Here is a 23,019-nt window from a genome sequence, read left to right as displayed (position 1 = left end):
TTTATCCCGGACGGGTAACAATATAAGCTGCAACTCCGGCGCAGATCGCGGCCTGTGCCACAATGATCCACACCGGCAGCGCTAGCCATAACGTCAAGGCGATCCCGCCCGCCATCGCGACCACGGCCCAGATCTTCGCGACCCCGCCGATGGCGCCACGCTCGTGCCAGGCGCGAATGGGCGGCCCATAGGCCGGATGATCGAGGATCTTTTGTCGCAATCGCGGCGAGCTTCGGGAAAAGGCCCAGGCGGCGACCAGCAAGAAGGGCACCGTAGGCATGATCGGCAGGGCGATCCCGACGATCCCCAGGCCCATGAACAGAAAGCCGGTCAGAAGCCAGATTTGTCGCATCTCAGGTGGCCAGTTCGCGCAAGATCGCGTTCAGGACGGGGCGACCCTGATCGGTGGCGATCAGGCGCCCGCCTTCACGACGCAGCATCCCCATCGCGAACAGGCTTTCGACGGCGGCTTCGGGCAAGACACCGCCCGACAGGCGGTGATACCGCGCCTCATCCATCCCCTCGGCCAGCCGCATCGACATCAGCAGATACTCCGTTGCCTGTTCATCGGCAGGCAGAAACGATCGCAGCGACTCGCCGGTTCCATGCGTCTCGACAGCCTCGATCCATCCTCCGGGCGACATCACCGCCTCGGTCGCCACCCGTCCGCAGTCCAGCGTGAGCCGGCCATGGGCGCCTGGTCCGACGGCCGCCCAATCGCCTTGCCGCCAATAGATCAGATTGTGACGGCTCTCGGATCCCTGCCGCGCATGGTTCGAGATCTCATAGCCCGGAAACCCGAACTCGCAACAAATATCTTGTGTTTCCAGATACATGTCGGCTGACACATCCTCATCTGGAAGATCCTTCAACTTGCCTGCCGCAGCCCTTGCGCCAAAGGCCGTCCCCGGCTCGACCGTCAGCTGATACAGCGACAGATGGTCCGCGGCCATGGCCAGAGCCTCGCGCAGTTCCGCCCGCCAGGCCGCGCGGGTCTGTCCTTGCCGCGCATAGATCAGATCGAAACTCACCCGGGAAAAGCAATCGCGCGCCACGTCAAACGCCGCCCGAGCCTCGGCAACGGAATGCCTCCGCCCCAGCCGCCGCAGATCAGGGTCGTTCAATGCCTGCACGCCCATCGAAAGCCGGTTCACCCCGGCCTCGGCGAAACCGCGAAACCGGTCCTTCTCGACGCTGGTCGGATTGGCCTCCAGCGTGATCTCGATCGCGTTGGTGAAACCCCAGGCGGAACGCGCCGCCCGGATCACCCGGTCAACCGTGTCGGGCCGCATCAGCGATGGCGTGCCGCCGCCGAAAAAGATGCTGTCCAGATGACGGCCCGGCGTCTCGGCCGCCAGCCGCGCGATTTCGCTCGCCAGCGCGTCGGCCCAGCGTGCCTGGTCCACCCGCGACACGACATGGCTGTTGAAATCGCAATAAGGGCATTTCGCCGCGCAGAAGGGCCAATGCACATAAAGCCCGAATCCTCCCGCACGCCAATCCTCGCTCATGCGCGCATCGCGGTCACCGTGACCGCTGCCTTCATTTCCGATCCGATCAGCCAGGCGATCGCCATGGTCGCGGCGGACACCGCCGAAACGCCCCTGACCAAGGCTGGGCGACAGCCCGACGCCGCCTGGAAGGATGATCCGACCGATATTTTATGCAAAGCAACCCTCGATCATCTTCGCCACCGCCCGCGCCCTGTGGCTGAGGCTGTTCTTCAGCGCCGGCTGCATCTCGCCCAATGTCACATCATGCCCCTCCGGCATGAAGATCGGATCGTAGCCATGCCCTTCGGCACCCCGTGGCGGCCAGACCACCCGGCCCGGCAGAGTGCCCTCGAACACCGCGTCATGCCCGTCCGGCCACATCAGCACCAGGGTGCAGCGGAATTGCGCCTGCCGGGGCTCGGGCGCGCCGGCATCTTCCAGCGCGCGCCAGGTCCGTTCCATCGCCATCGCGAAATCACGGCCATGCCCGGTTTCGGCCCAGTCGGCGGTATGGACGCCGGGCGCGCCATCCAGCGCATCGATGCAGATGCCGCTGTCGTCCGACAGCGCGGGCAGGCCGGTCGCCGCGACCGCGGCCCGCGCCTTGATCCGGGCATTGCCCAGGAAGGTCTGCTCGGTCTCGGCGGGCTCTGACAGGCCGGCTTCGGCTGCGCCGATGACGGTGACGCCGAACGGTGCCAGCAGCGCCTGCATCTCGGCCAGCTTGCCGGCGTTGTGCGTGGCAACCAGCAGGCGCCTGCCGTCGAACCGCCTCATGCGATCGCGGCCTTCTGCGCGGCGACCAGTTCGGCCATTCCCGCTTCCGCCAGGTCCAGAAGGCCGGTCATTTCATTGCGGCTGAAGGTCGCCCCCTCGGCCGACATCTGCACCTCGATCAGCCGGCCGCCGCCGGTCATCACGAAATTGCCATCGGTGCCCGCCTCGCTGTCTTCGGCGTAGTCCAGATCCAGAACCGGCTGGCCCGCATAGATTCCGCAACTGACGGCGGCGACGTGATCGAGGATCGGATCGCTGGTCACGACCCCGGCCTGCATCAGCCTGTTCGCCGCCAGCCGCAGCGCCACCCAGGCCCCGGTGATCGAGGCGCAGCGGGTGCCGCCATCGGCCTGGATCACATCGCAATCAAGCGTGATCTGCCGCTCGCCCAGGGCCACGCGATCCACGCCCGCCCGCAGGCTGCGCCCGATCAGGCGCTGGATTTCCTGTGTCCGGCCCGATTGCTTGCCCTGCGCCGCCTCGCGCCGGTTGCGGGTATTGGTTGCGCGCGGCAGCATCCCGTATTCGGCCGTCACCCATCCAAGTCCGGTTCCCTTCAGGAAACGCGGCGGATTGTCCTCGATGCTGGCGCTGCACAGGACATGGGTGTTGCCGCAACGGATCAGGCATGACCCCTCGGCATGCCGCATCACGCCGGTTTCGATTGAAATCGGACGCATTTGGCTTAGATTCCTGCCTGAAGGGCGCATGATTTTTCCTTTTGCTGAAGATTGCTGCCCCATAACGCCCGTTGGCCCCGTCACGCAAGCCCGCAAGGGATATGAGCCAGGAATCGCTGCTATCCGAATTGAACGACCGCTCGCGCGAGGTGTTCCGCCGCGTGGTCGAAACCTATCTGCAAACCGGAGAGCCGGTGGGTTCGCGGACGCTGACGCGCGCGCTGTCCGAACAGGTCAGCGCGGCGACGGTGCGCAATGTCATGCAGGATCTGGAATTCATGGGTCTTCTTGACAGCCCCCACGCCTCGGCCGGGCGGTTGCCCTCGCAGCGTGGCCTGCGGCTGTTCGTGGACGGGATGATGGAGGTCGATTCCGTCGCCCCCACCGATCGCGCCGCCATCGACCAGACGCTGGGAAATGACGATCCCGATACCGGCCTGCTGCTGGATCGGGTCAGCACCGCGCTGTCGTCGATCACGCGCGGGGCCTCGCTGGTGCTGATGCCAAAACACGAGGCGCCGATCCGGCATATCGAATTCGTCAGCCTCGCGCCCGACCGCGCGCTGGTGGTGCTGGTCTTTGCCGACGGCCATGTCGAGAACCGCATCTTCACGCCGCCGCCGGGCCAGACGCCGTCCTCCATGCGCGAGGCGGGCAATTTCCTCAACGCCATGGCCGAGGGCCGCACGCTGGCCGAATTGCGCAGCCACATGGCCCGCCAGATCGACGCAAGGCGGCGCGAACTGGACGTGCTGGCGGCCGAACTGGTCCGGTCGGGGCTGGCGCTGTGGGATGGCGAAGCCACCGATCCCCGCCTGATCGTGCGTGGCCGGGCGAACCTGCTGGACCGCGAGGCCGCCGATCTGGACCGGATCCGGGTGCTGTTCGACGATCTCGAACGCAAGCGCGACATCGTGGAATTCCTGGAACTGACCGAACAGGGCGACGGGGTGCGCATTTTCATCGGCTCCGAGAACAAGCTTTTTTCGCTTTCGGGTTCCGCTCTGGTGGTTTCTCCCTATATGAATGCCGACCGTAAGATTGTGGGCGCGGTGGGTGTCATCGGGCCGACGCGGCTGAATTATGGCCGTATCGTGCCGATCGTCGATTACACCGCGCAACTGGTCGGGCGGGTGCTGTCCGGCCGGAAAGGATGAACTGGAAGATGAAAGAACAGAACGAACAGCCGATCGACGAGATCGACGACGATCCGCTGGCCGACCCGGCCGTGACCGATGAGATTGCGCGCCTGAACGCCGAGCGTGACGAATTCCGCGACAAGTGGATGCGCGCGCTGGCCGATGCCGAGAATTCGCGCAAGCGCGCCGACAAGGACCGTCGCGACGCCGAACAATATGGCGGATCGCGCCTGGCGCGCGACCTGCTGCCGGTCCATGACGCGCTGACCCGCGCACTGGATGCGGCCGGCGAGGAGCAGCGATCCAATGCCGCCGCCCTGATCGAGGGGGTCGAACTGACCCTGCGCGAGCTGGAAAACGTCTTTTCCAAACATGGCATCACCCTGATCCGGCCCGCCCAGGGCGAGAAATTCGATCCGACGTGGCACGAGGCCATGTTCGAGGCTGCCGTGCCCGGCACCCGCGCGGGCGAGATCATTCAGGTGATGGACAACGGATTCCGCCTGCACGACCGCCTGCTGCGTCCGGCCAAGGTCGGGGTCAGTTCGACGCCGGCCAGCTGATCCGCGTTTCGGCAAGCCGATCCTGTTGCTTCCGATCTCTGGCGCTACAACCTTCCGCTGACTTGCCGAATGTTCCCGACCGCGCGACGCTGGTGGAACATTCGGTCATCGGAGGAGGGGACCATGGCACATACCGACGGGATCAGGATTCACCCGGACGTCGATCACGGCGTGAAACAGGGCAGTTCCGGCTTTTCCGGCGGAACGCTGACCTGCCATTGCGCCAGCAACCCGGTCAAGGTCCGGGTCGGGGGCCAGACCGCCCACAACCATGTCTGCGGCTGCACCAGGTGCTGGAAGCCCGATGGCGCGACCTTCAGTCAGGTCGCGGTCGTGTCGCGTGACGCGGTCGAGGTACTGGAAAACGGCGACAAGCTGGAAGTGGTGGACGAATCCGCCGCGATCCAGCGCCATCGCTGCCGCGAATGCGGCGTTCACATGTATGGCCGGATCGAGAACAAGGACCATCCGTTCTACGGACTTGATTTCATCCATACCGAATTGTCCGACGAAGATGGCTGGTCAGCGCCTGAATTCGCGGCCTTCGTCAGTTCCGTGATCGAATCGGGTGTCGATCCCTCGCGCATGGACGCGATACGCGCACGGCTGCGCGAATTGGGGCTGGAACCCTATGACGCGCTGTCGCCGCCGCTGATGGACGCCATCGCCACGCATGTCGCGAAACGGTCGGGCGCGTTGCCCGCTTGACGGCGGCACGGCCCGATTTCACACATTCCGTCAGGGGGCCGCGACAACCGGCCCCCTCGGCCATGACCGACAAGCCCGATCGAAGAACAGGAGATCAAGCATGAAAACCCGTGCCGCCGTAGCCCTGGAGGCCGGCAAGAAGCTGGAAGTGATGGAGGTCAATCTCGACGGGCCGAAGGAAGGCGAGGTGATGGTCGAGATCAAGGCGACCGGAATCTGCCACACCGACGAATTCACCCGTTCGGGCGCCGACCCCGAGGGGCTGTTTCCCGCGATCCTGGGACACGAGGGCGCGGGCGTGGTGGTCGAGGTCGGTCCCGGCGTCAAGTCCGTGAAGCCCGGCGATCACGTGATCCCGCTTTACACCCCCGAATGCCGCGAATGCGCGTCCTGCCTGTCGGGCAAGACCAACCTGTGCACCAGGATCCGCGCCACGCAGGGGCAGGGGCTGATGCCCGACGGAACCAGCCGGTTCTCGATGCCGGACGGCACGCCGATCCATCACTACATGGGCTGTTCGACCTTCTCGAACTTTACCGTCCTGCCGGAAATCGCCGTGGCCAAGGTCCGCGACGACGCGCCCTTCGACAAGATCTGCTATATCGGCTGCGGCGTGACCACCGGCATCGGCGCGGTCATCAACACCGCCAAGGTGGAAATCGGCGCCAAGGCGGTGGTCTTCGGACTGGGTGGGATCGGCCTGAACGTGATCCAGGGCCTGCGCCTGGCCGGCGCCGACATGATCATCGGCGTCGATCTGAACGATGACCGGCAGGACATGGCGACGCGGTTCGGCATGACCCATTTCATCAATCCGAAGAACGTCGAGAACGTCGTGCAGGACATCGTCGAGATGACGAAGACCCCGTTCGACCAGATCGGCGGCGCGGATTACAGTTTCGACGCGACCGGCAACGTCAAGGTCATGCGCGACGCGCTGGAATGCACGCATCGCGGCTGGGGCGTCTCGGTCATCATCGGCGTGGCGCCGGCGGGGGCCGAGATCAGCACCCGCCCGTTCCAGCTGGTCACCGGCCGGGTCTGGAAGGGCACCGCCTTCGGCGGCGCGCGCGGCCGCACCGATGTGCCCAGGATCGTGGACTGGTACATGGACGGCAAGATCGAGATCGACCCGATGATCACCCACACGATGCCGCTGGAGGACATCAACAAGGGCTTCGATCTGATGCATGACGGCGAATCCATCCGCTCGGTCGTGCTTTACTGATCCTCGATGGCTCCTTAGGTAATGAAGCGGCGGGGCCTGCGGTCCCGCCGTCGCTATGAAAGAACACAAGGAGCAGGCCGATGCGGCATCAGTGGCTGGACGATGACGACGACGAACCCGAAGAGGACGACCGCCGCCACAAGGAGGAAGGCGGGCTGGGCCTGCCCGAAGGCGACAGGATCGGCAAGCTCTATTTCAAGTCGCGCACGGTGATCGTCGCAGGACCGATCACCGACAAGCTGGCGCAGCGCACGGTGGCGCATCTGCTGGCGCTGGCCGAAGACAGCGACGATCCGATCAACATGTTGATTTCCTCGCCCGGCGGGCATGTGGAATCGGGCGACATGATCCATGACGTGATCAAGTTCATCCGCCCGACGGTGCGCACCATCGGTTCGGGCTGGGTGGCCAGCGCGGGCGCGCTGATCTTTGTCGGCGCGGACCGGGAAAACCGCTTCTGCCTTCCCAATACGCGCTTTCTGATCCACCAGCCCTCGGGCGGGATCGGCGGCACCTCGTCCGACATGATGATCCAGGCCGAACAGGTCCGCCTGATGCGCGACCGGCTGAACCAGATCTTTGCCGATGCGACCGGCCAGCCTCTGGAACGGATCGAGAAGGACACCCACCGCGACTTCTGGCTGAACACGCAAGAGGCGCTGGATTACGGCCTTCTGGCCAGGGTCATCCGCAGCGTGGATGAATTGTCATGACCGGCGGCGGGGTGATTGTCCGCCCCGCCAGCCATGACGACGACGACGCCATCTGGGCGATCCTGAAGCCGGTCTATCGTGCGGGCCAGACCTATTGCATCCCGCGCGACATCACCCGTGACGCGGCTTTGGCCGACTGGTTCGCGCCACCCTTCACCGTCTTCGTGGCCGAGATCGGCGGCCGCATCCTGGGCACCAGCCATGTCGGCGCGAACCGGCCCGCCGGCGGGTCGCATGTGGCCAATGCCTCGTTCGCGACCGATCCTGCGGCGCGGGGCAGGGGCGTCGCCCGAGCCCTGGTCGAGAATGCCAAGATCTGGGCCGGACGGACCGGATTTGCCGCGATGCAGTTCAATTTCGTCGTCTCCTCGAACGCGGACGCGGTGCATCTGTGGCAGACATCCGGTTTCAAGATCGTTGGCCGCCTGCCGGGCGCCTTCATTCATCCGCAGCTTGGTCCCGTCGACGCCTACGTGATGTTTCACGATCTTTGCGGCCAGGGTCTTGCGGGTGATCAGGGCGCCGCCGCGAAGACGCCTGCCGACAGCCGATAGACCGAACCTGCATTGACCCGCGTCAGCCCCTTGGCGCGCAGCATGTACCAGCCGGCCGGCGGCGCGTTCCGGTCGGTGAAATCGGTGCCGCCGAGATCCTCGGCGATCACGTCATAGGGGCCCTCGCGGCGTTCGGCCCGGTACAGCACCGCCGATTCCGCGTCATCGGGCAGCGACCAGCCCAGCCGCACGTCGTCGCCCGCGCGGCGGGCGGTGAATCCGGTCGCCGGGCGCTGCGGAAAGGGCCGCAGCGTCGGGTCGCCGATCAGGTTCACCCAGACCGGGTTGATCCAGTCATATTGCCCGGTGACCCCGTATTCGCGCGAGGCAAGACCGCCGGACCGGTAATTTCCATTGTTCACCGTGCGCATCTGTGCCTGACCGATCGTCTCGTTCAGCGCCATCCCGTGCAGCAGCCACGAGGGCCGCCCGCCCCAGGCAACGCTCAGCGCCGTGTCCGATCCCGCCAACAGGGCCCGCATCGGGTTGTTGGCCCTGTCGAACTGTTGCTTGCCGCTGCCGAAATTGATGGTGAAGACCGCCTCCACCGGGGGCCTGCTGAAGTAATCGTTGCCGCGATAGCTGCCGAAATCAACGCCGAACAGGAACGGCCCACGGCCCTGATGGTCGTGATGCCCGGCCTCGATCAGCGATGGCGGGCCGACGATGTTGAGAAGGCCGGCCCGCTCCAGCATCAGATACTGGCTTTTCGCATAGGCGCGGCGCGGCGCGCCGCCATCGCCCTGTCGCCAGCGGTGGTTGCGGTCAAGCCAGTCGGCCAGAAGCTCGGTTTCGGGGCCGAACTCGGCCGCCATATCGGCAAAGTCCACCCGCCCGATCGGGGCCGCGATCCGTCCCCCGGGAATCACAGAGGGCTCCAGCGCCAGCTTTCCGTCGGGCGTGGTGACCGGCGGCCAGAACCCATTCGGGGTGACGTAGAACAGATCCGTCGCCTGGGGCGCCTTGTCATGGCCGTCCGGCGCGATCCAGCCGCTGCGCATGACCGGCAGGTGCCCGACCAGCAGAACCGCCTGCGGCGCGAACGGATCGGAGGCCAGGGCATCGCCGATCCGCTGCCGCAGCGCGATCGCCCTTGTCATGTTGGCGGCCGAATCCCGGTCATCGCCGCGCGGCGCGCTGAGCCGCGTGGTTCGCCAGCCGTCCCCGATCAGGTCCAGAACCAGCCGGTCCAGCCGGTCGGCCAGCCCGGCTTCGACCGTCTCGTCGACGACGACGATCGCGCGCCCCGATTGCGGCTGAACCGGAACTTTGGTGCCGTAGGCCCAGAACCCGATCAGCGTCTTGCGGCCGGTCTCGATCCTGATCTGATATTCATAGGCCTGTCCGGGTTCCAGGCCGCTGTCCAGGATCCGTTGCGGCAGTGCGATTTGGGGCTTGTAGGGCGCCCAGCTTTCGATGCCGGTCTCGCCCAGCCGGCGGCGAAAGACCTGCGGCATGGCGCCATCCTGCGCCGACCATGACAGGCCCAGCCTTGTGCCGTCGGGCGAAGCCTGCGATTCGATCAGCAGCGGCTCGGCCGGGGCAGCCGCGACCGGCGCGGCGCCGGTGATCAGCGCCAGCAGCATCGCCAGCGCAAGAATGGCCGGCCCGGGGCGTCGGCTGGCGGCTGGTCGTCCGGAAGCGATCGGATGCGCGGTCATCGGGGCAGAATAGGTGGTGTTGGCATCCCGCCGCAAGGTCGTCGCCGGCTTGCGCGGCGCGCCACCCGCGCCCTTCGTGGCAATCCGCGCCGTTTCGCATTGTCGGCATGCCGGATTCCGGTCTTGATGGGCCGGCGCGGCCGTCCCGCTGCAAGCGGGCGGCCATCCCGAACATCACGGAGGATCGGATGAGCCTTGAAACGGTAGCAGAAAACCGCAGCTTCGGTGGGACGCAGGGGGTCTACAGGCACAGTTCGGCAGCCACCGGGACCGACATGACCTTCGGCCTTTTCCTGCCCGAGGCGGCGCAGTTCGGACGGGTTCCGGTGCTGTGGTATCTTTCGGGCCTGACCTGCACCCACGAAAACGCGATGACCAAGGCCGCCGCGCAGCAATGGTGCGACGAGGCCGGCATCGCCATCTGTTTTCCCGACACCTCGCCGCGCGGCGAGGATGTGGCCGATGACGAGGCCTTCGATCTGGGCAAGGGCGCGGGCTTTTACGTGAACGCCACCCAGGATCCGTGGAAGCCGCATTTCCGGATGTGGCACTACGTCGTGGAGGAACTGCCCGACTTGCTTGGCGACAATTTCGCCATCGACCGCGAGGCGATGGGGATCACCGGGCATTCGATGGGCGGCCACGGCGCCCTGACCATCGCGATGACGCATCCGGACCGCTACGGCTCGGTCTCGGCCTTCGCGCCCATCGCCCATCCCAGCAACTCGGATTGGGGCCGGAAGCAGTTCTCGGCCTATCTGGGCGATGACGAGGCGGCTTGGCGTGCCCACGATTCGACCGTTCTGATGACCGAGAAGGGCTATCCCGGCGAGGTTCTGATCGATCAGGGCAGCAGCGACCAGTTTCTGGATCTGCTGAAACCCGAGGCCCTGGCCCAGGCCATGATCGCACGTCGCCAGCCGGGCTGGTTCCGGATGCAGCCGGGCTATGATCACAGCTATTTCTTCGTGCAGACCTTCATGGCCGATCACGTCATGTGGCACGCCGATCGGCTGGGCTGATCGCCTTGCCGAACATTCCCGAACGCCATGCCGCTTTGCCATCAGACTTTAGGGGCAAGCGGCATGGCGGCAGATTGACGCAAGGTCGGCTGCATCCAAGACTGTCTTCTATGGACGGCTGCGGGGGGAGGACAGTTCCGCGGCCCTTGATCCAAGAGCGGAGGAACAATCGATGAGACACTTGCTGAACCGCGCGGCCGCGGCCCTGCTGCTGACGGCCACCGCGGCGTTCGCCAACGAAGACCTGACCAGCCGGATCGACGATTCCAAGCAATGGGCGATCCAGACCGGCGATTACGCCAATACGCGCTATTCCGAGCTGGACCAGATCACCAAGGACAATGTCGGCGACATGCGCGTCGCCTGGACCTTCTCGACCGGTGTCCTGCGCGGGCACGAGGGCGGACCGCTGGTGGTGGACGACATCATGTATGTCCACACGCCGTTCCCGAACAACGTCTTCGCCCTGGACCTGAAGAATGACGGCAAGATCCTGTGGCGCTACGAACCGCAGCAGGATCCCGAGGTGATCGCGGTGATGTGCTGCGATACCGTGAACCGCGGCGTGGCCTATGCCGACGGCACCATCCTGCTGCATCAGGCCGACACCACGCTGGTGGCCCTGGATTCAAAGACCGGCAAAGAGAAGTGGAAGGTCAAGACCGGCGATCCGGCCAGCGGCGAGACCAATACCGCCACCGTCCTGCCGGTCAAGGACAAGGTGATCGTCGGCGTCTCGGGCGGTGAATACGGCGTTCGCGGCCGGGTGACGGCCTATAACCTGTCGGATGGTTCGGAAGTCTGGAAAGCCTATTCGACCGGACCGGACGACGAGATGCTGGTCGATCCCGAAAAGACCATGGAACTGGGCAAGCCGATCGGCAAGGACAGCAGCCTGAACAGCTGGGAAGGCGATCAGTGGAAGATCGGCGGCGGCTCGACCTGGGGCTGGTATTCCTATGATCCGGAGCTGAACCTGATCTATTACGGCACCGGCAACCCCTCGACATGGAACCCCGCGCAGCGCCCGGGCGACAACAAGTGGTCGATGACGATCATGGCCCGCGATGCCGATACCGGCATGGCCAAGTGGTTCTACCAGATGACTCCGCATGACGAATGGGACTATGACGGCGTCAACGAGATGATCCTGACCGACCAGCAGTTCGACGGCAAGGACCGCAAGCTGCTGACCCATTTCGACCGCAACGGGTTCGGCTATACGCTGGATCGTGAAACGGGCGAATTGCTGGTGGCCAAGAAATTCGATCCGGCCGTCAACTGGGCGACCGAGGTCAACATGGATCCGTCATCAGACCAGTACGGGCGCCCGCAGGTGGTGGCCGAATATTCGACCGAGCAGAACGGCGAGGACGTGAACTCGACCGGCATCTGCCCGGCGGCCCTGGGCTCCAAGGACCAGCAGCCGGCTGCCTATTCGCCCGAGACCGGCCTGTTCTACGTGCCGACCAACCACGTCTGCATGGATTACGAACCGTTCCGCGTTGCCTATACCGCCGGTCAGCCCTATGTCGGCGCCACGCTGTCGATGTATCCGGCGCCCAACAGCCATGGCGGCATGGGCAACTTCATCGCCTGGGACAACGTCAAGGGCGAGATCAAGTGGTCCCTGCCCGAGCAGTTCTCGGTCTGGTCCGGCGCTCTGGCCACCAAGGGCGGGGTCGTGTTCTACGGCACGCTGGAGGGCTATCTGAAGGCGGTGGATGCCGAAACGGGCGACGAATTGTTCAAGTTCAAGACCCCGTCCGGCATCATCGGCAACGTGATGACCTACGAAAGCAACGGCAAGCAATATATCGGCGTGCTGTCGGGCGTCGGCGGCTGGGCCGGCATCGGGCTTGCGGCCGGTCTGACCAACCCCAATGACGGTCTGGGCGCCGTGGGCGGCTATGCCGCGCTCAGCGACTATACCGAACTGGGCGGCCAGCTGACGGTGTTCGAACTGCCCGGCGACGTGGCCTCGAACGCCCCGGCGGCCGAGCCGAAGCCGGCTGCGGGCGAGACGAAGGGCTAATACTTTCGTTCCGCACGGACGAGGTTGATCTGTGAAAGGGCCGCCCCAGCGATAGACTGGGGCGGTTCTGTCTGGGGAGAGCAGGCAAATGAGAATTGGGAGGACGACGATCATGAAAGTCATCACCAGCCTGGGGGCGCTGATCCTGGGCGTATCGCTGGCCGGCGCGGCCATCGCGCAGACCGCAGCGACGGACGCCACCACACCGCCCCCGGCGCAGGCCGGCGCGGGCGCGGCCGCCGCCACGTCGGGAAATGCCACCGCCACGACCACCGGCACCGGCACCGGAGCCGTCGATCCGGCGCAGGCCGGGGCGGGGGCTGCCGCCGCAACGTCGGGCAATGCACAGGCCGCAGCTCCGGCCGCGCAGGATGGCAAGGACGCGGCAACCGGTAACGGCGGCACGGTCAGCGACAAGCCGGTGGATCTGGCCAAGGGCGCGACGACCCTGCCGAACGGCATGGACATCACCCCCGATTACGAAGAAAACGGCCGCTGGTTCAACGCCGACGGGATCCCGACATTCAAGATCGCCGAGGACGGCACGGTCGATTTCGCGACCTTCAACGGCTATCGCCGCTATACGTCCAATTGCATGGTCTGCCACGGCCCGGACGGCGAGGGTTCGACCTATGCGCCGGCCCTGAAGAATTCGGTCCTGCGGCTGGACTATTATCAGTTCCAGCAGATCGTCGCCTCTGGCAAGAAGCAGGTCAACACCGCGCAGAATCAGGTCATGCCGGCTTTCGGCACCAACAAGAACGTCTGGTGCTATGTCGATGACATCTGGGCCTATCTGGTGGCGCGCGGCACCGACGAATTGCCGCGGGGACGCCCGGCGAAGAAGGGACCGAAATCGGAGGCATTCACCGCGCAGGAAGATTCCTGCATGTCGATGTGATCCGATGATCCGCTTCCCCTGGCCCAAGCCGGCGCTGATCCTGGCCCTGTGCGGCGCGCTGCCCGCCGCCGCGCAGGTCGCCGATCTGCGTTCGACCACGCAATTCCGGGTCTGCGCCGATCCAGCCAATGCGCCGATGTCGATGAAGGACGGATCGGGCTTCGAGAACCGGCTGGCCGAGAAATTCGGCGAATGGCTGGGCAAGCCGGTAAGCTATACCTGGTTTCCCTCGGGCATCGGCTTCATCACCAAGACGCTGCGCGCCGGAACCTGCGACGTGGTGATGGGCTATGCGCAGGGCGATGAGCTGGTGCAGAACACGAACCATTACTACACCTCGGTCTTCGGCATCGTGACCCGCAAGGACAGCGATCTGGCCTCGGTCGATCGTCTGACCGACCCGGCACTGAAGGATCGGCCGCTGGGTGTCGTCGCGGGCTCGCCCCCCGCCACGATCATGGCGCGGGCGGGGCTGGCCAAGAACATGCACGGCGCCGATCTGTTCGTGGATCGCAGGGTCAAGGATCCGGTCGGTGACCTGCTGCAAGGCGTCCGCGACGGCACCTATGACGCCGCCGTGCTGTGGGGGCCGCTGGCCGGGCCGCGCGTCAAGGACGATCCCGATCTGCAATTCACCCCGTTGCTGAAGGAAACCACCGGCCCGAAGATGGCCTACCGGATCACGATGGGCGTGCGTCAGGGAGAACAGGAATGGAAGCGCGAACTGAACAGCCTGATCCGCCGTCGTCAGGACGAGATCAATCAGGTGCTGCACGAGGCGGGCGTGCCTCTGGTGGACGATTACGGCAAGGAACTGCTGCCATGACACGCTGGGCGATGGCGCTGTTGCTGGCTTTCGCCGCTTCGGCCAGCGCCGAGGTTCCCGAACCCGAAGGCTATCGCGGCGCCCCCTATGGGGCACCCGTTCCCGCCAGCCTTCAGGGCGCCGAGGTTATCGATGCCGCCCGCGCGATCGACCTGCACGACCAGGGCGCGGCCTTCATCGACGTCTATCCCCGGACCCGCAAACCCCAGGATCTGCCCGAAGGCACCATTTGGCAGGAGCCGCGCCACGACACCATCCCCGGTGCGATCTGGCTTTGGGATACCGGCTATGAACGCCTTTCCCCGGACGAGGAAGCGCGGCTGAGGAACGGCCTGGCCAGCGCCTCGGGCGGCGACAGATCCGCGCCGCTGGTGATCTTCTGCCGGGCCGATTGCTGGATGAGCTGGAATGCCGCCAAACGCGCCGTGGCCATGGGCTATGACGCGGTGAAATGGTTCCCGGGCGGAACCGATGAATGGCAACAGGCTTCGGATGCCGATCTCGTCGCGGCCGTTCCTGTCACGCCGTGACGACGCCGAAACGATCGATCATCCCGCGCGTGGCGGCGTCGGGGACGGCGCGGGCGGCAGACGCCGCGCCCTCGGACAAAAGGCATAGGACCAAAGGCTTAGCCATAAGTTCCCGGTGCCGGCGGGAAGATAAACAGGCTTGCCCAAACGCTGCCCTGCGCCCACGATGATCCGGGGAGAGCGGAGCATGATCAGGGCAATCACGGGTTTTCTGGTCGCGGTCCTGCTGCTGGCGACACCGGTGTGGGCGCAGCGGGCGGCCGATCCGATGCTGATCCGCGCCGCCGTGCTGCGTGTCGATGCGCAGACGCTGCGCCCGATCTCGCGGCTGGAACTGCCGACGGCCGACCTGGGTTTTGCGGGCGCGCGGCTGGCGATCGAGGATAATGACACGACCGGTCGCTTCATGGGTCAGGATTTCGAAGCCCAAGAGGTCGCAACCGGCCCCGACGGGGCGAATGCGGCGCTGGACAGCCTGATCGGCGCCGGCATTGCCTTCATCGTCGTGCTGGCCGACGACCAGACCACGCTGGCACTGGCCGACCGGGCCGGAGACAGGGCGACGATTTTGAACGCCCGCGCGCGCGGCGACGCCCTGCGCGGCGCGGATTGCCGGGCGAACATCATCCATGTCGCGCCCAGCCATGCGATGATCGCCGACGCCCTGGCGCAGTTCCTGATGTGGAAGAACTGGCCGCGCTGGTTCCTGGTCGAGGGCAGCCATCCCGCCGATACCGATCTGGCCGACGCCTACCGGCGCGCGGCCTCGAAATTCGGTGCGAAGATCGTCGAAACTCGTGTCTATGAAGATACCGGCGGTGCAAGGCGCACCGATTCCGGGCATGTGCAGGTGCAAAAGCAGATGCCGGTCTTCACCCAGCGGGCGCCGGCCTATGACGTGATGATCGCGGCCGACGATTCGGATGTCTTCGCCCCCTATCTGCCCTATCAGACCTGGGATCCGCGGCCTGTCGCCGGATCCGTCGGGCTGGTGCCGCGAACCTGGCATCCCGCGATGGAGGCCTGGGGCGCGAGCCAGTTCCAGAACCGGTTCGAGGAACTGGCAGGCCGCCCCATGCGCGAGGTCGATTACCAGACATGGCTGGCACTGCGCATGATCGGCGAGGCGGCGACGCGCACCGGCTCGGCCGATCCGGCGGTTCTGCGCGACTTCCTGCTGTCCGACCGCTTCGAGGTCGCCGGCTTCAAGGGGCAGAAGCTGACCATCCGCGACTGGGATCAGCAGCTGCGCCAGCCGATCCTGCTGACCACCGGCGATCTGATGGCCTCGGTCAGCCCGCAGGGTCAATACCTTCACCAGGTCAGCCAGCTCGATACCCTGGGCATCGACCGTCCCGAAACCGAATGTTCGTTCTGAAAGAGGCGCCATGCGATATCTTCCGACCCTCGTCCTGTGCCTGGCCGCAGCCCCGGCGATAGCCAACCGCGTGTTTGTCACCAACGAAAAAAGCAACGACGTCACGGTGCTGGACAGCGACACGCAGGAGGTGATCGGCACCTATCCGGTCGGCAACCGCCCGCGCGGCATCACCATCAGCCCCGATGGCACGAAATTGTATGTCTGCGCCTCGGACGACGATCTGGTCCGGGTCTTCGACCCCGAGACGATGGAGGAATTGTATACGCTGCCGTCGGGGCCGGACCCGGAACTGTTCGTTCTGCACCCGTCGGGCAACCCGCTTTACATCGCCAACGAGGACGACAACCTGGTCACGGTGATCGATACGCAAACCCGCAAGGTGCTGGCCGAGATCCCGGTCGGGGTCGAGCCCGAGGGGATGGGCGTCAGCCCGGACGGGAGGGTGGTGATCAACACCTCCGAAACCACCAACATGGCGCATTTCATCGACACCGAAAGCTTTCAGATCTTTGCCAATGTGCTGGTGGACAGCCGCCCGCGCTTTGCCGAATACAATCGCGACGGAACCAAGCTTTATGTCAGCGCCGAGATCGGCGGCACGGTCAGCGTCATCGACCCGTCCACCCAGCAGATCATCGACAAGATCGGATTCGAGATTCCCGGTGTGCTGCCCGAAGCGATCCAGCCGGTCGGCGTCCGCGTCACCGATGACGGCAGCAGGGTCTTCGTGGCGCTTGGCCCCGCCAACCGCGTGGCCGTGATCGACGGCAAGTCCGACGAGGTGCGGGATTACCTGCTGGTCGGCCAGCGTGTCTGGCAGATGGCCTTCACGCCGGACCAGAAATACCTGTTCACCACGAACGGCAACTCCAACGACGTCTCGATCATCGATGTGGCCAGGGAAAAGGTCGTCAAGTCCATTCCCGTGGGTCAGCAGCCCTGGGGCGTGGTGATCGCGCCCGGCCCGCATTAGCCCAGAGAAAAGGAAAGGCAGAGAATGAAGCCGAATCCGACCCGCCTGTTGGCGATCCTGATGGCCGCTGTCCTGACGGGCGCGCCCGCCATGGCGCAGGACGCCGTTCCTGCCGCAGACGCCCCGGCCAGGGAATCCCGGTCCGGGCCGACCGCCCCCGAAGATGGCGACGACGATGACGCGGCACCGACGGACGCGGCCGCCGGCATCCACGAGGCGAAGGGCAAGTTCGATTACGGATTGGCGGGGCTTCTGTCCTCGGACAACCGCGCCGATCTGGCGCCGCTGACGATGGCTGCCGGACAGCCGGTCGCAAGCGGCGATTACACGCTGTCCTCGGGCGGGTATTACCGGATCGACATCAACGCCGATGGCAGTCAGGAACTGGGCCTGTCGGGCGGCGATTTCTTTCGCGCGATCTGGGTGAACGAAATCGTCGTGAACGGGATCGAGATCCGGCCGACGGGCGTGCACAGCCTTGAATTCGACGAGGCCGGCACCGCCTCGATCAGCTTCGTGGCCATTCTGCCGGGCCGATACACGCTGTCCATTCCCGGTGCGCGCGGGGACACCCAGCGGGCCGTCTTCACCATCCGGTAGGGGCTTTCGTGACCGCCGCACTGGACATCGACAGGGTCAGCCATTCCTTCGGCAGCGTCGCGGCGCTGACCGACGTGTCGCTGCACGTGCCGCGCGGCGGCTTTACCGCGCTGCTGGGGGTGAACGGGGCGGGCAAGACGACCCTTTTCTCGCTGATCACCCGGCTCTACGACAATACTTCGGGCACGATCCGGGTTGCCGGCCACGATCTGCGCCGCGCGCCGCGGCAGGCCCTGGCGCGGCTGGGTATCGTGTTTCAAAGCCGCGCGCTGGACGCCGATCTGAGCGTGCGCCAGAACCTTGCCTACCACGCCGCGTTGCATGGGATCGGCCGGGCCGAGGCACGGGTGCGCATCGCCGAGGTTCTGGATCAGGCCGGCCTGACCGACAAGGGCGGCGACCGGGTCAGCGCCCTGTCGGGCGGACAGACCAGGCGGGCCGAAATCGCCCGCGCCCTGATTCACCGCCCCGATATCCTGCTGCTGGACGAGGCGACCGTCGGCCTTGACGTGAAATCGCGCGCCGAGGTGCTGGCCCTGACCCGCCGGCTGATCGCCGAACAGGGCGTCTCGGCGCTGTGGGCCACCCACATCATGGACGAGATCCAGCCCGACGACGATCTGGTGATCCTGCATCAGGGCCAGATCCTGCGCCGGGGCCGCGCCTCGAACATTGCCGGCCGGCAAGGACTGACCCAGGCCTTTCTGAGCCTGACCGGCACCCCGGCATGAGCGGCGACCGCGCCTTCCCGGCCGCGGCGTGGGCGACGGCCTTTCTGGGCATCGCCCGGCGCGAGACGCTGCGCTTCGTCAACCAGCGCGGCCGCTTCCTGGCGGCGCTGGTGCGGCCGCTGGTCTGGCTGTTCATCTTCGCGGCCGGGTTCCGCGCCGTCCTTGGCTTGTCGATCACGCCGCCCTATCAGACCTATGTGCTCTACGAGGTTTACGTGACGCCGGGACTGTGCGCGATGATCCAGCTGTTCAACGGAATGCAATCCTCGCTGTCGATGGTCTATGACCGCGACACCGGCGCCATGCGGACCCTGCTGGTCAGCCCGTTCCCGCGCTGGTTCCTGCTGGCCTCGAAACTGGTTGCGGGGGTCCTGGTTTCGATCATCCAAGTCTATACCTTCCTGGCGATCGCATGGTTCTGGGACGTGCAGCCGCCGCCCTGGGGCTATCTGGCGGTGCTGCCCGCGCTGATCCTGTCGGGGCTGATGCTGGGGGCGATGGGGCTTTTCCTGTCCTCGACCATACGCCAGCTGGAGAATTTCGCGGGCGTCATGAACTTCGTCATCTTCCCGATGTTTTTCGCCTCCTCCGCGCTCTATCCGCTGTGGCGGATGGGCGAAAGCTCGACCCTGCTGCACGACATCTCGGCCGTGAATCCCTTTACCCACGCGGTCGAACTGATCCGCTTCGCGTTGTATCTTCAGGTGAACTGGCTGTCCCTGGCGGTGGTCCTTGGCTTTCTGGCGGGGTTCTTCGCGGGGGCGGTGTTCATGTATGATCCGTCAAAGGGCCTTTGGGCCCGCAGAAAGGGAAAAGCATGAAAATCCTTGCGGTCCTGATCGCCTGTCTGGTCGCCGGCCCCGCCCTGGCGGCCAGCGGGACCGATCCGACATGGCCCTGTATCCAACCCAAACAGCCGCGGCTTTCGCTGGGTCAGGTCTGGGCCGGACCGGTGCCGGACCAGGCCGTGCTGAGCCTGGCGGCGGATCCCCGGATCGCGGATCTGGCCGATCGACTGGAACAGCGTCGCCTGCCGATCGAGCAGGCCGAAAAGGACATCGCCGATTTCGCCCGGGATGCCGATGCGGCCCGGCTGACCGCGCTGATGCAGGCCATTTTCGACCGGATCGAATCCGAGCGCAGCGCGCTGATCGCCGGGATCGCGCGCTATGGTCAAAAACAGGTCGCACTGGCGAAGATGATCGAGGATCGCCGGAGCCGGATGGCCCGGCTGGAGGCCGAGGAAAATCCCGACTTCGATGCCATGGACGCCGAGGAAAAGGCGCTGGACTGGGATCAGCGCATCTTCACCGAACGCCAGAAATCGCTGACCTATGTCTGCGAAACGCCGGTAATCCTGGAGCAGCGTGTCTTTGCCCTGGCCCGCGCCATTGCCAGCCATCTGCCGTGATCGGCGGCGGCGCCGTTTCAGGCGGCCTGCGCTGCGGGTGAAAGTCGCGAGGGCGCCTCGCGAACAGGCAGGTGGATCAGGGCACTGAAGGCGCCGACGCCGACGCCCACCCACCAGACCAGTGTGTAATCGCCATAGATGTCGTACATCGTCCCGCCCAGCCAGACCCCCAGAAACGAGCCGATCTGGTGCGACAGGAAGACAAAGCCGTAAAGCGTTCCCATATAGCGCAGACCGTAGAGATGCGCGACCAGGCCCGAGGTCAGCGGAACCGTCGCCAGCCACAGCCCGCCCATGACCAGCGAGAAGGCGACCACGCTGGCCGGGGTGATCGGCGCCAGAATGAAGGCGGCCGCGGCGATGGTGCGCAGGGCATAGATCCCCGCCAGAAGGTATTTCCGACTGTATCGGTTGCCCAGCCAGCCCGCGAAGATCGAGCCCGCGATATTGGCCAGCCCGATCAGGCTGATCGCCGCCGCGCCAAGCGCCGACGTGGTGGTGATGCCGATGCTGGCCAGCGTGCCCAGCGGCGAGATCGGGCCGGACATGCCGGTGATCATGGCGGGAAAATGCGCGGTTATGAAGCCAAGCTGATAGCCGCAGGAGAAAAAGCCGGTGAAGATCATCAGATAGGACGGATCGCGGAAGGCGCGGCGCAAGACGCCGCCCATGCTCTCCTCGATCTCGCTGCGAACGGCGGGGCGGCCGCCGCCCAGCATCGGCAGGAACAGCAGCGTCGTCAGCACGATCACGCCGAATATCATGAACACGGATTGCCACGGATAACGGCCCAGAAGCATCTCGGCCAAAGGTGCCCCGAAGACCTGCCCGGCCGAACCCGCAGCCGTGGCGATGCCAAGCGCGAGACTGCGGTTGGCGTCGCTGGCGGCGCGGCCGACCACCGCAAGGATGACACCGAAACCCGTTCCCGCGATGCCGAAGCCGACCAGTATCTCCAGCAGCTGCATCGTCGCGGGCGTGGTCGCGTAGGCGCTGAGGATCAGCCCCGTGGAATACAGCAGCGCGCCAAGGATGACCGCCGGCCGGTCGCCCCAGCGTTCGGCCATGGCGCCGAAGATCGGCTGGCCGATCCCCCAGGCCAGGTTCTGGATCGCGATGGCAAGGCTGAACTCGGCGCGCGGCCAGCCGAATTCCGCGCCGATCGGTATCTGGAAGACGCCGAAACTGGCCCGCAGCGCAAAATTGATCAGCAGGATCAGCGAGCCGCCGACCAGGATCGGGGTGAAAAGGCGGGCCGACATCGACATGGCGATAACCCCTGCGGCAAGTTCTCGCCGCAGCGTTGCGGCCTTTCGCCGAAAAGGTCAAGATCGCTGTCTGGATGACAGCGATCGGTCCCGGACGCGCGGCTCAGCGCATCACGAATTTCGAATCCGGGATCGAGACGCCCTTGCGCATCTCGCCCAGGATCACCGTCGTCTTCTGGCCGCTGTCGTCGGTCACGATCCATTGCCGCAGTTCGGTCGGACTGGTGAAGACCAACTGGATATTGCCGTATTGCGGATTGGCGGGATCCTGGGCCGTCACCACGGTCGAATTCTTCGCCTCGGCGTAGCCGGTGACCATGTTGGCCCGGCCCAGATCGACGTTCCGGGCCAGGATGATCGACAGCGGGGTTCTGGACAGCGGATATTGCTGCGGACCGCCGTTCGATTTCGGATCGACGACGGTCACGTTGCCGCCCGAGGCCACGACCAGTGTCTTGTCGTTGTTGTATTCGAACCGGACCCTGCCCGGACGGCGGATATACACGGTTCCGGTTGACATCGTGCCGTCCGGATTGACCTGCGTAAAGTCCGAGGTCGCGGTCGTGAGGCCGTTGAGATAGCGAGAGATCTCGTTCAGCGGAATCTTTTCGGCCAAGGCCGGGCTGCCAAGGCCAAGACCAAGAACGAGGAGGGCGGCGGCGGGCGCGAAGGCGAAGATGCGTCTGTTCATGTCGCCAATTCTATCCTTTTCCGTGGCATCTGCACATCACGTCTGGCGGATGGCATCTGCCGCGAACGCTCGCGCCGATGTGACGGTTCCCCGGTACGGCCGCCGCGCTGAACGATGTCAGACCGTCTTGTCCGTCAGCCTTGCGCCGACCGCGTGGGCCAGGTCGCGCGTGCCGGCCCGGCCGCCCAGATCGCGGGTCCTGTGACCGGGCGAGGTCAGGCATTCTTCCAGTGCCGCTTCGATCGCCGCCCCGGCCGCCTGCATCGCATCATCCCCGCGCCGCGCGCCCAGCCAGACAAGCAGCATCCCCGCCGATCCGATCAGCGAGGCGGGATTGGCGATGTCCCGACCTGCCAGATCGGGCGCCGAGCCGTGCTGCGCCTGCGCCATCGCCATTCTTTCTCCGGCGTTCAGCGACGCCGCAAGGCCCAGCCCGCCTGCCAGTTCCGCGGCCAGATCCGACAGGATGTCTCCGAACATGTTGGTGGTCACGATCACGTCGTAGAGATCGGGCGATCGCACCAGATGGGCGCACATCGCATCGACAAGGCTTTCATCATAGCGCGTGTCGGGATAATCCGCGGCCACCGACCGGCAGCATTCCAGAAACAGACCGTCGCTGACACGCATCACATTCGCCTTGTGAACCGCGGTCACATGTCGGCCCCGTGTTTCCGCCAGCGCGAAAGCCTGTCGCGCGATCCGCATCGATGCGTCGCGGGTGATCCGCCTGAAGGCCAGCGAGACGTCCGGCGTCACCATGATCTCGCCCGGGCCGCGATGAAGGTTGCGGTCGGCGTAGAAGCCTTCGGTATTCTCGCGAACGATCACCAGATCCAGCGGCGTTCCGGCACGCGGGACGATTCCTGCGCGGCTGCGGGCGGGGCGGATATTGGCGAACAGATCCAGTCTTTTGCGCAATTCGCCCGACGGGTTCAGCCCGCCGTCCTCGCGCGTGGGATAGGCATTGTGCGAGACCGGGCCCAGGACGATCCCGTCGCAGCCTTCGATGGCCTTGAACGCCGTTTCGGGAAAGGTGCTGCCGGTCGCCTCCAGGGCGGCGAAACCGACCTCGATCACGCGGAATGCCAGGTCCAGATCAAAGCGGTCGGACGCGGCCTCCAGCACGACGCG

24 protein-coding genes and 1 pseudogene are annotated in these 23,019 nt (G+C 65.6%); 17 read left to right on the top strand and 8 right to left on the bottom strand.

Annotated features, from left to right (window positions below; translation table 11 throughout):
- Position 1: 1 nt before the first annotated feature.
- The 4 genes from B4L36_RS01555 to rph form a co-directional block, all read right to left on the bottom strand.
- Positions 2-352 carry a YbaN family protein gene (locus tag B4L36_RS01555; RefSeq protein WP_292951306.1) on the bottom strand — a complete coding sequence of 117 codons (351 nt, stop codon included), beginning with the start codon at positions 350-352 and terminating at the stop codon, positions 2-4.
- 1 nt (position 353) lies between these two features.
- Entirely contained in the window at positions 354-1,511 is a 1,158-nt protein-coding gene (gene hemW, locus B4L36_RS01550) for a radical SAM family heme chaperone HemW (RefSeq protein WP_292951303.1), read from the bottom strand.
- A 150-nt stretch (positions 1,512-1,661) separates the two neighbouring features.
- On the bottom strand, positions 1,662-2,270 hold the full coding sequence (gene rdgB / locus B4L36_RS01545) for an RdgB/HAM1 family non-canonical purine NTP pyrophosphatase (protein WP_292951300.1): 609 nt from the start codon (positions 2,268-2,270) through the stop codon (positions 1,662-1,664).
- Positions 2,267-2,980: a ribonuclease PH gene (gene rph / locus B4L36_RS01540; RefSeq protein WP_292951297.1), complete on the bottom strand. Its 714-nt coding sequence runs from the start codon at positions 2,978-2,980 to the stop codon at positions 2,267-2,269. The genes rdgB and rph overlap by 4 nt, the downstream gene beginning before the upstream one ends.
- Before the next feature lie 71 nt (positions 2,981-3,051).
- On the opposite strand from rph, the gene hrcA reads away from it, so the two are divergent.
- The 6 genes from hrcA to B4L36_RS01510 all read left to right on the top strand — a co-directional run bounded on the left by hrcA (position 3,052) and on the right by B4L36_RS01510 (position 7,855).
- Complete coding sequence (hrcA, locus tag B4L36_RS01535) at positions 3,052-4,107, top strand: heat-inducible transcriptional repressor HrcA (protein WP_292951294.1); 1,056 nt, start codon at positions 3,052-3,054, stop codon at positions 4,105-4,107.
- Positions 4,108-4,115: 8 nt separating this feature from the next.
- A complete protein-coding gene (locus B4L36_RS01530) occupies positions 4,116-4,652 on the top strand; it encodes a nucleotide exchange factor GrpE (protein WP_292951291.1) in 537 nt (178 codons plus the stop codon).
- 123 nt (positions 4,653-4,775) lie between these two features.
- Positions 4,776-5,360, top strand: a complete 585-nt coding sequence (gene gfa, locus B4L36_RS01525) for an S-(hydroxymethyl)glutathione synthase (RefSeq protein ID WP_292951288.1) — start codon at positions 4,776-4,778, stop codon at positions 5,358-5,360.
- 100 nt (positions 5,361-5,460) lie between these two features.
- Positions 5,461-6,588 carry an S-(hydroxymethyl)glutathione dehydrogenase/class III alcohol dehydrogenase gene (locus tag B4L36_RS01520; RefSeq protein WP_292951285.1) on the top strand — a complete coding sequence of 376 codons (1,128 nt, stop codon included), beginning with the start codon at positions 5,461-5,463 and terminating at the stop codon, positions 6,586-6,588.
- Between the two features lie 80 nt (positions 6,589-6,668).
- Positions 6,669-7,301, top strand: coding sequence for an ATP-dependent Clp protease proteolytic subunit (locus B4L36_RS01515; protein ID WP_292951283.1), 633 nt, complete (start codon positions 6,669-6,671; stop codon positions 7,299-7,301).
- Positions 7,298-7,855, top strand: coding sequence for a GNAT family N-acetyltransferase (locus B4L36_RS01510; protein WP_292951280.1), 558 nt, complete (start codon positions 7,298-7,300; stop codon positions 7,853-7,855). Before B4L36_RS01515 ends, B4L36_RS01510 begins: the two co-directional genes overlap by 4 nt.
- Here the strand turns inward: B4L36_RS01510 and B4L36_RS01505 are convergent.
- Complete coding sequence (locus B4L36_RS01505) at positions 7,816-9,516, bottom strand: hypothetical protein (protein WP_292951277.1); 1,701 nt, start codon at positions 9,514-9,516, stop codon at positions 7,816-7,818. The two genes, B4L36_RS01510 and B4L36_RS01505, sit on opposite strands and share 40 nt — an antisense overlap.
- Positions 9,517-9,704: 188 nt before the next feature.
- Here B4L36_RS01505 and fghA point away from each other — a divergent pair, with 188 nt between their 5' ends.
- The 11 genes and pseudogenes from fghA to B4L36_RS01450 all read left to right on the top strand — a co-directional run bounded on the left by fghA (position 9,705) and on the right by B4L36_RS01450 (position 19,926).
- Complete coding sequence (gene fghA / locus B4L36_RS01500) at positions 9,705-10,538, top strand: S-formylglutathione hydrolase (protein ID WP_292951273.1); 834 nt, start codon at positions 9,705-9,707, stop codon at positions 10,536-10,538.
- Between the two features lie 172 nt (positions 10,539-10,710).
- A pseudogene (locus tag B4L36_RS01495) lies at positions 10,711-12,507 on the top strand (methanol/ethanol family PQQ-dependent dehydrogenase); the annotation flags it as partial.
- Positions 12,508-12,685: 178 nt separating this feature from the next.
- Positions 12,686-13,474, top strand: coding sequence for a c-type cytochrome, methanol metabolism-related (locus tag B4L36_RS16160; RefSeq protein WP_414692123.1), 789 nt, complete (start codon positions 12,686-12,688; stop codon positions 13,472-13,474).
- 4 nt (positions 13,475-13,478) lie between these two features.
- The gene (locus B4L36_RS01485; RefSeq protein ID WP_292951267.1) at positions 13,479-14,300 is read left to right on the top strand and encodes a quinoprotein dehydrogenase-associated putative ABC transporter substrate-binding protein; all 822 of its coding nucleotides are present in this window, start codon (positions 13,479-13,481) and stop codon (positions 14,298-14,300) included.
- Positions 14,297-14,830: a PQQ-dependent catabolism-associated CXXCW motif protein gene (locus B4L36_RS01480; protein ID WP_292951264.1), complete on the top strand. Its 534-nt coding sequence runs from the start codon at positions 14,297-14,299 to the stop codon at positions 14,828-14,830. Before B4L36_RS01485 ends, B4L36_RS01480 begins: the two co-directional genes overlap by 4 nt.
- A gap of 187 nt (positions 14,831-15,017) precedes the next feature.
- Entirely contained in the window at positions 15,018-16,208 is a 1,191-nt protein-coding gene (locus B4L36_RS01475) for an ABC transporter substrate-binding protein (RefSeq protein WP_414692122.1), read from the top strand.
- Between the two features lie 10 nt (positions 16,209-16,218).
- A complete protein-coding gene (locus B4L36_RS01470) occupies positions 16,219-17,184 on the top strand; it encodes a YVTN family beta-propeller repeat protein (RefSeq protein WP_292951261.1) in 966 nt (321 codons plus the stop codon).
- A 24-nt stretch (positions 17,185-17,208) separates the two neighbouring features.
- On the top strand, positions 17,209-17,784 hold the full coding sequence (locus B4L36_RS01465) for a hypothetical protein (protein ID WP_292951258.1): 576 nt from the start codon (positions 17,209-17,211) through the stop codon (positions 17,782-17,784).
- 8 nt (positions 17,785-17,792) lie between these two features.
- Positions 17,793-18,515 (top strand): ABC transporter ATP-binding protein, encoded by a 723-nt coding sequence (locus B4L36_RS01460; protein WP_292951255.1) that lies wholly within the window; start codon positions 17,793-17,795, stop codon positions 18,513-18,515.
- Complete coding sequence (locus B4L36_RS01455) at positions 18,512-19,336, top strand: ABC transporter permease (RefSeq protein WP_292951252.1); 825 nt, start codon at positions 18,512-18,514, stop codon at positions 19,334-19,336. Before B4L36_RS01460 ends, B4L36_RS01455 begins: the two co-directional genes overlap by 4 nt.
- Positions 19,333-19,926 carry a hypothetical protein gene (locus B4L36_RS01450; RefSeq protein ID WP_292951249.1) on the top strand — a complete coding sequence of 198 codons (594 nt, stop codon included), beginning with the start codon at positions 19,333-19,335 and terminating at the stop codon, positions 19,924-19,926. The genes B4L36_RS01455 and B4L36_RS01450 overlap by 4 nt, the downstream gene beginning before the upstream one ends.
- A 17-nt stretch (positions 19,927-19,943) precedes the next feature.
- Here B4L36_RS01450 and B4L36_RS01445 read toward each other — a convergent pair whose 3' ends face one another.
- The 3 genes from B4L36_RS01445 to B4L36_RS01435 form a co-directional block, all read right to left on the bottom strand.
- Entirely contained in the window at positions 19,944-21,194 is a 1,251-nt protein-coding gene (locus B4L36_RS01445) for an MFS transporter (protein WP_292951246.1), read from the bottom strand.
- Positions 21,195-21,297: 103 nt separating this feature from the next.
- Positions 21,298-21,885 (bottom strand): LolA family protein, encoded by a 588-nt coding sequence (locus B4L36_RS01440; protein WP_292951243.1) that lies wholly within the window; start codon positions 21,883-21,885, stop codon positions 21,298-21,300.
- Between the two features lie 117 nt (positions 21,886-22,002).
- Positions 22,003-23,019: isocitrate/isopropylmalate dehydrogenase family protein (locus B4L36_RS01435; RefSeq protein WP_292951240.1), on the bottom strand; the 1,017-nt coding region annotated here is incomplete at its 5' end.

The organism is Paracoccus sp. UBA889, assembly GCA_002294185.1.
GTDB lineage: Bacteria > Pseudomonadota > Alphaproteobacteria > Rhodobacterales > Rhodobacteraceae > Paracoccus.
This window is presented reverse-complemented; position numbering and strand designations above follow the sequence as displayed.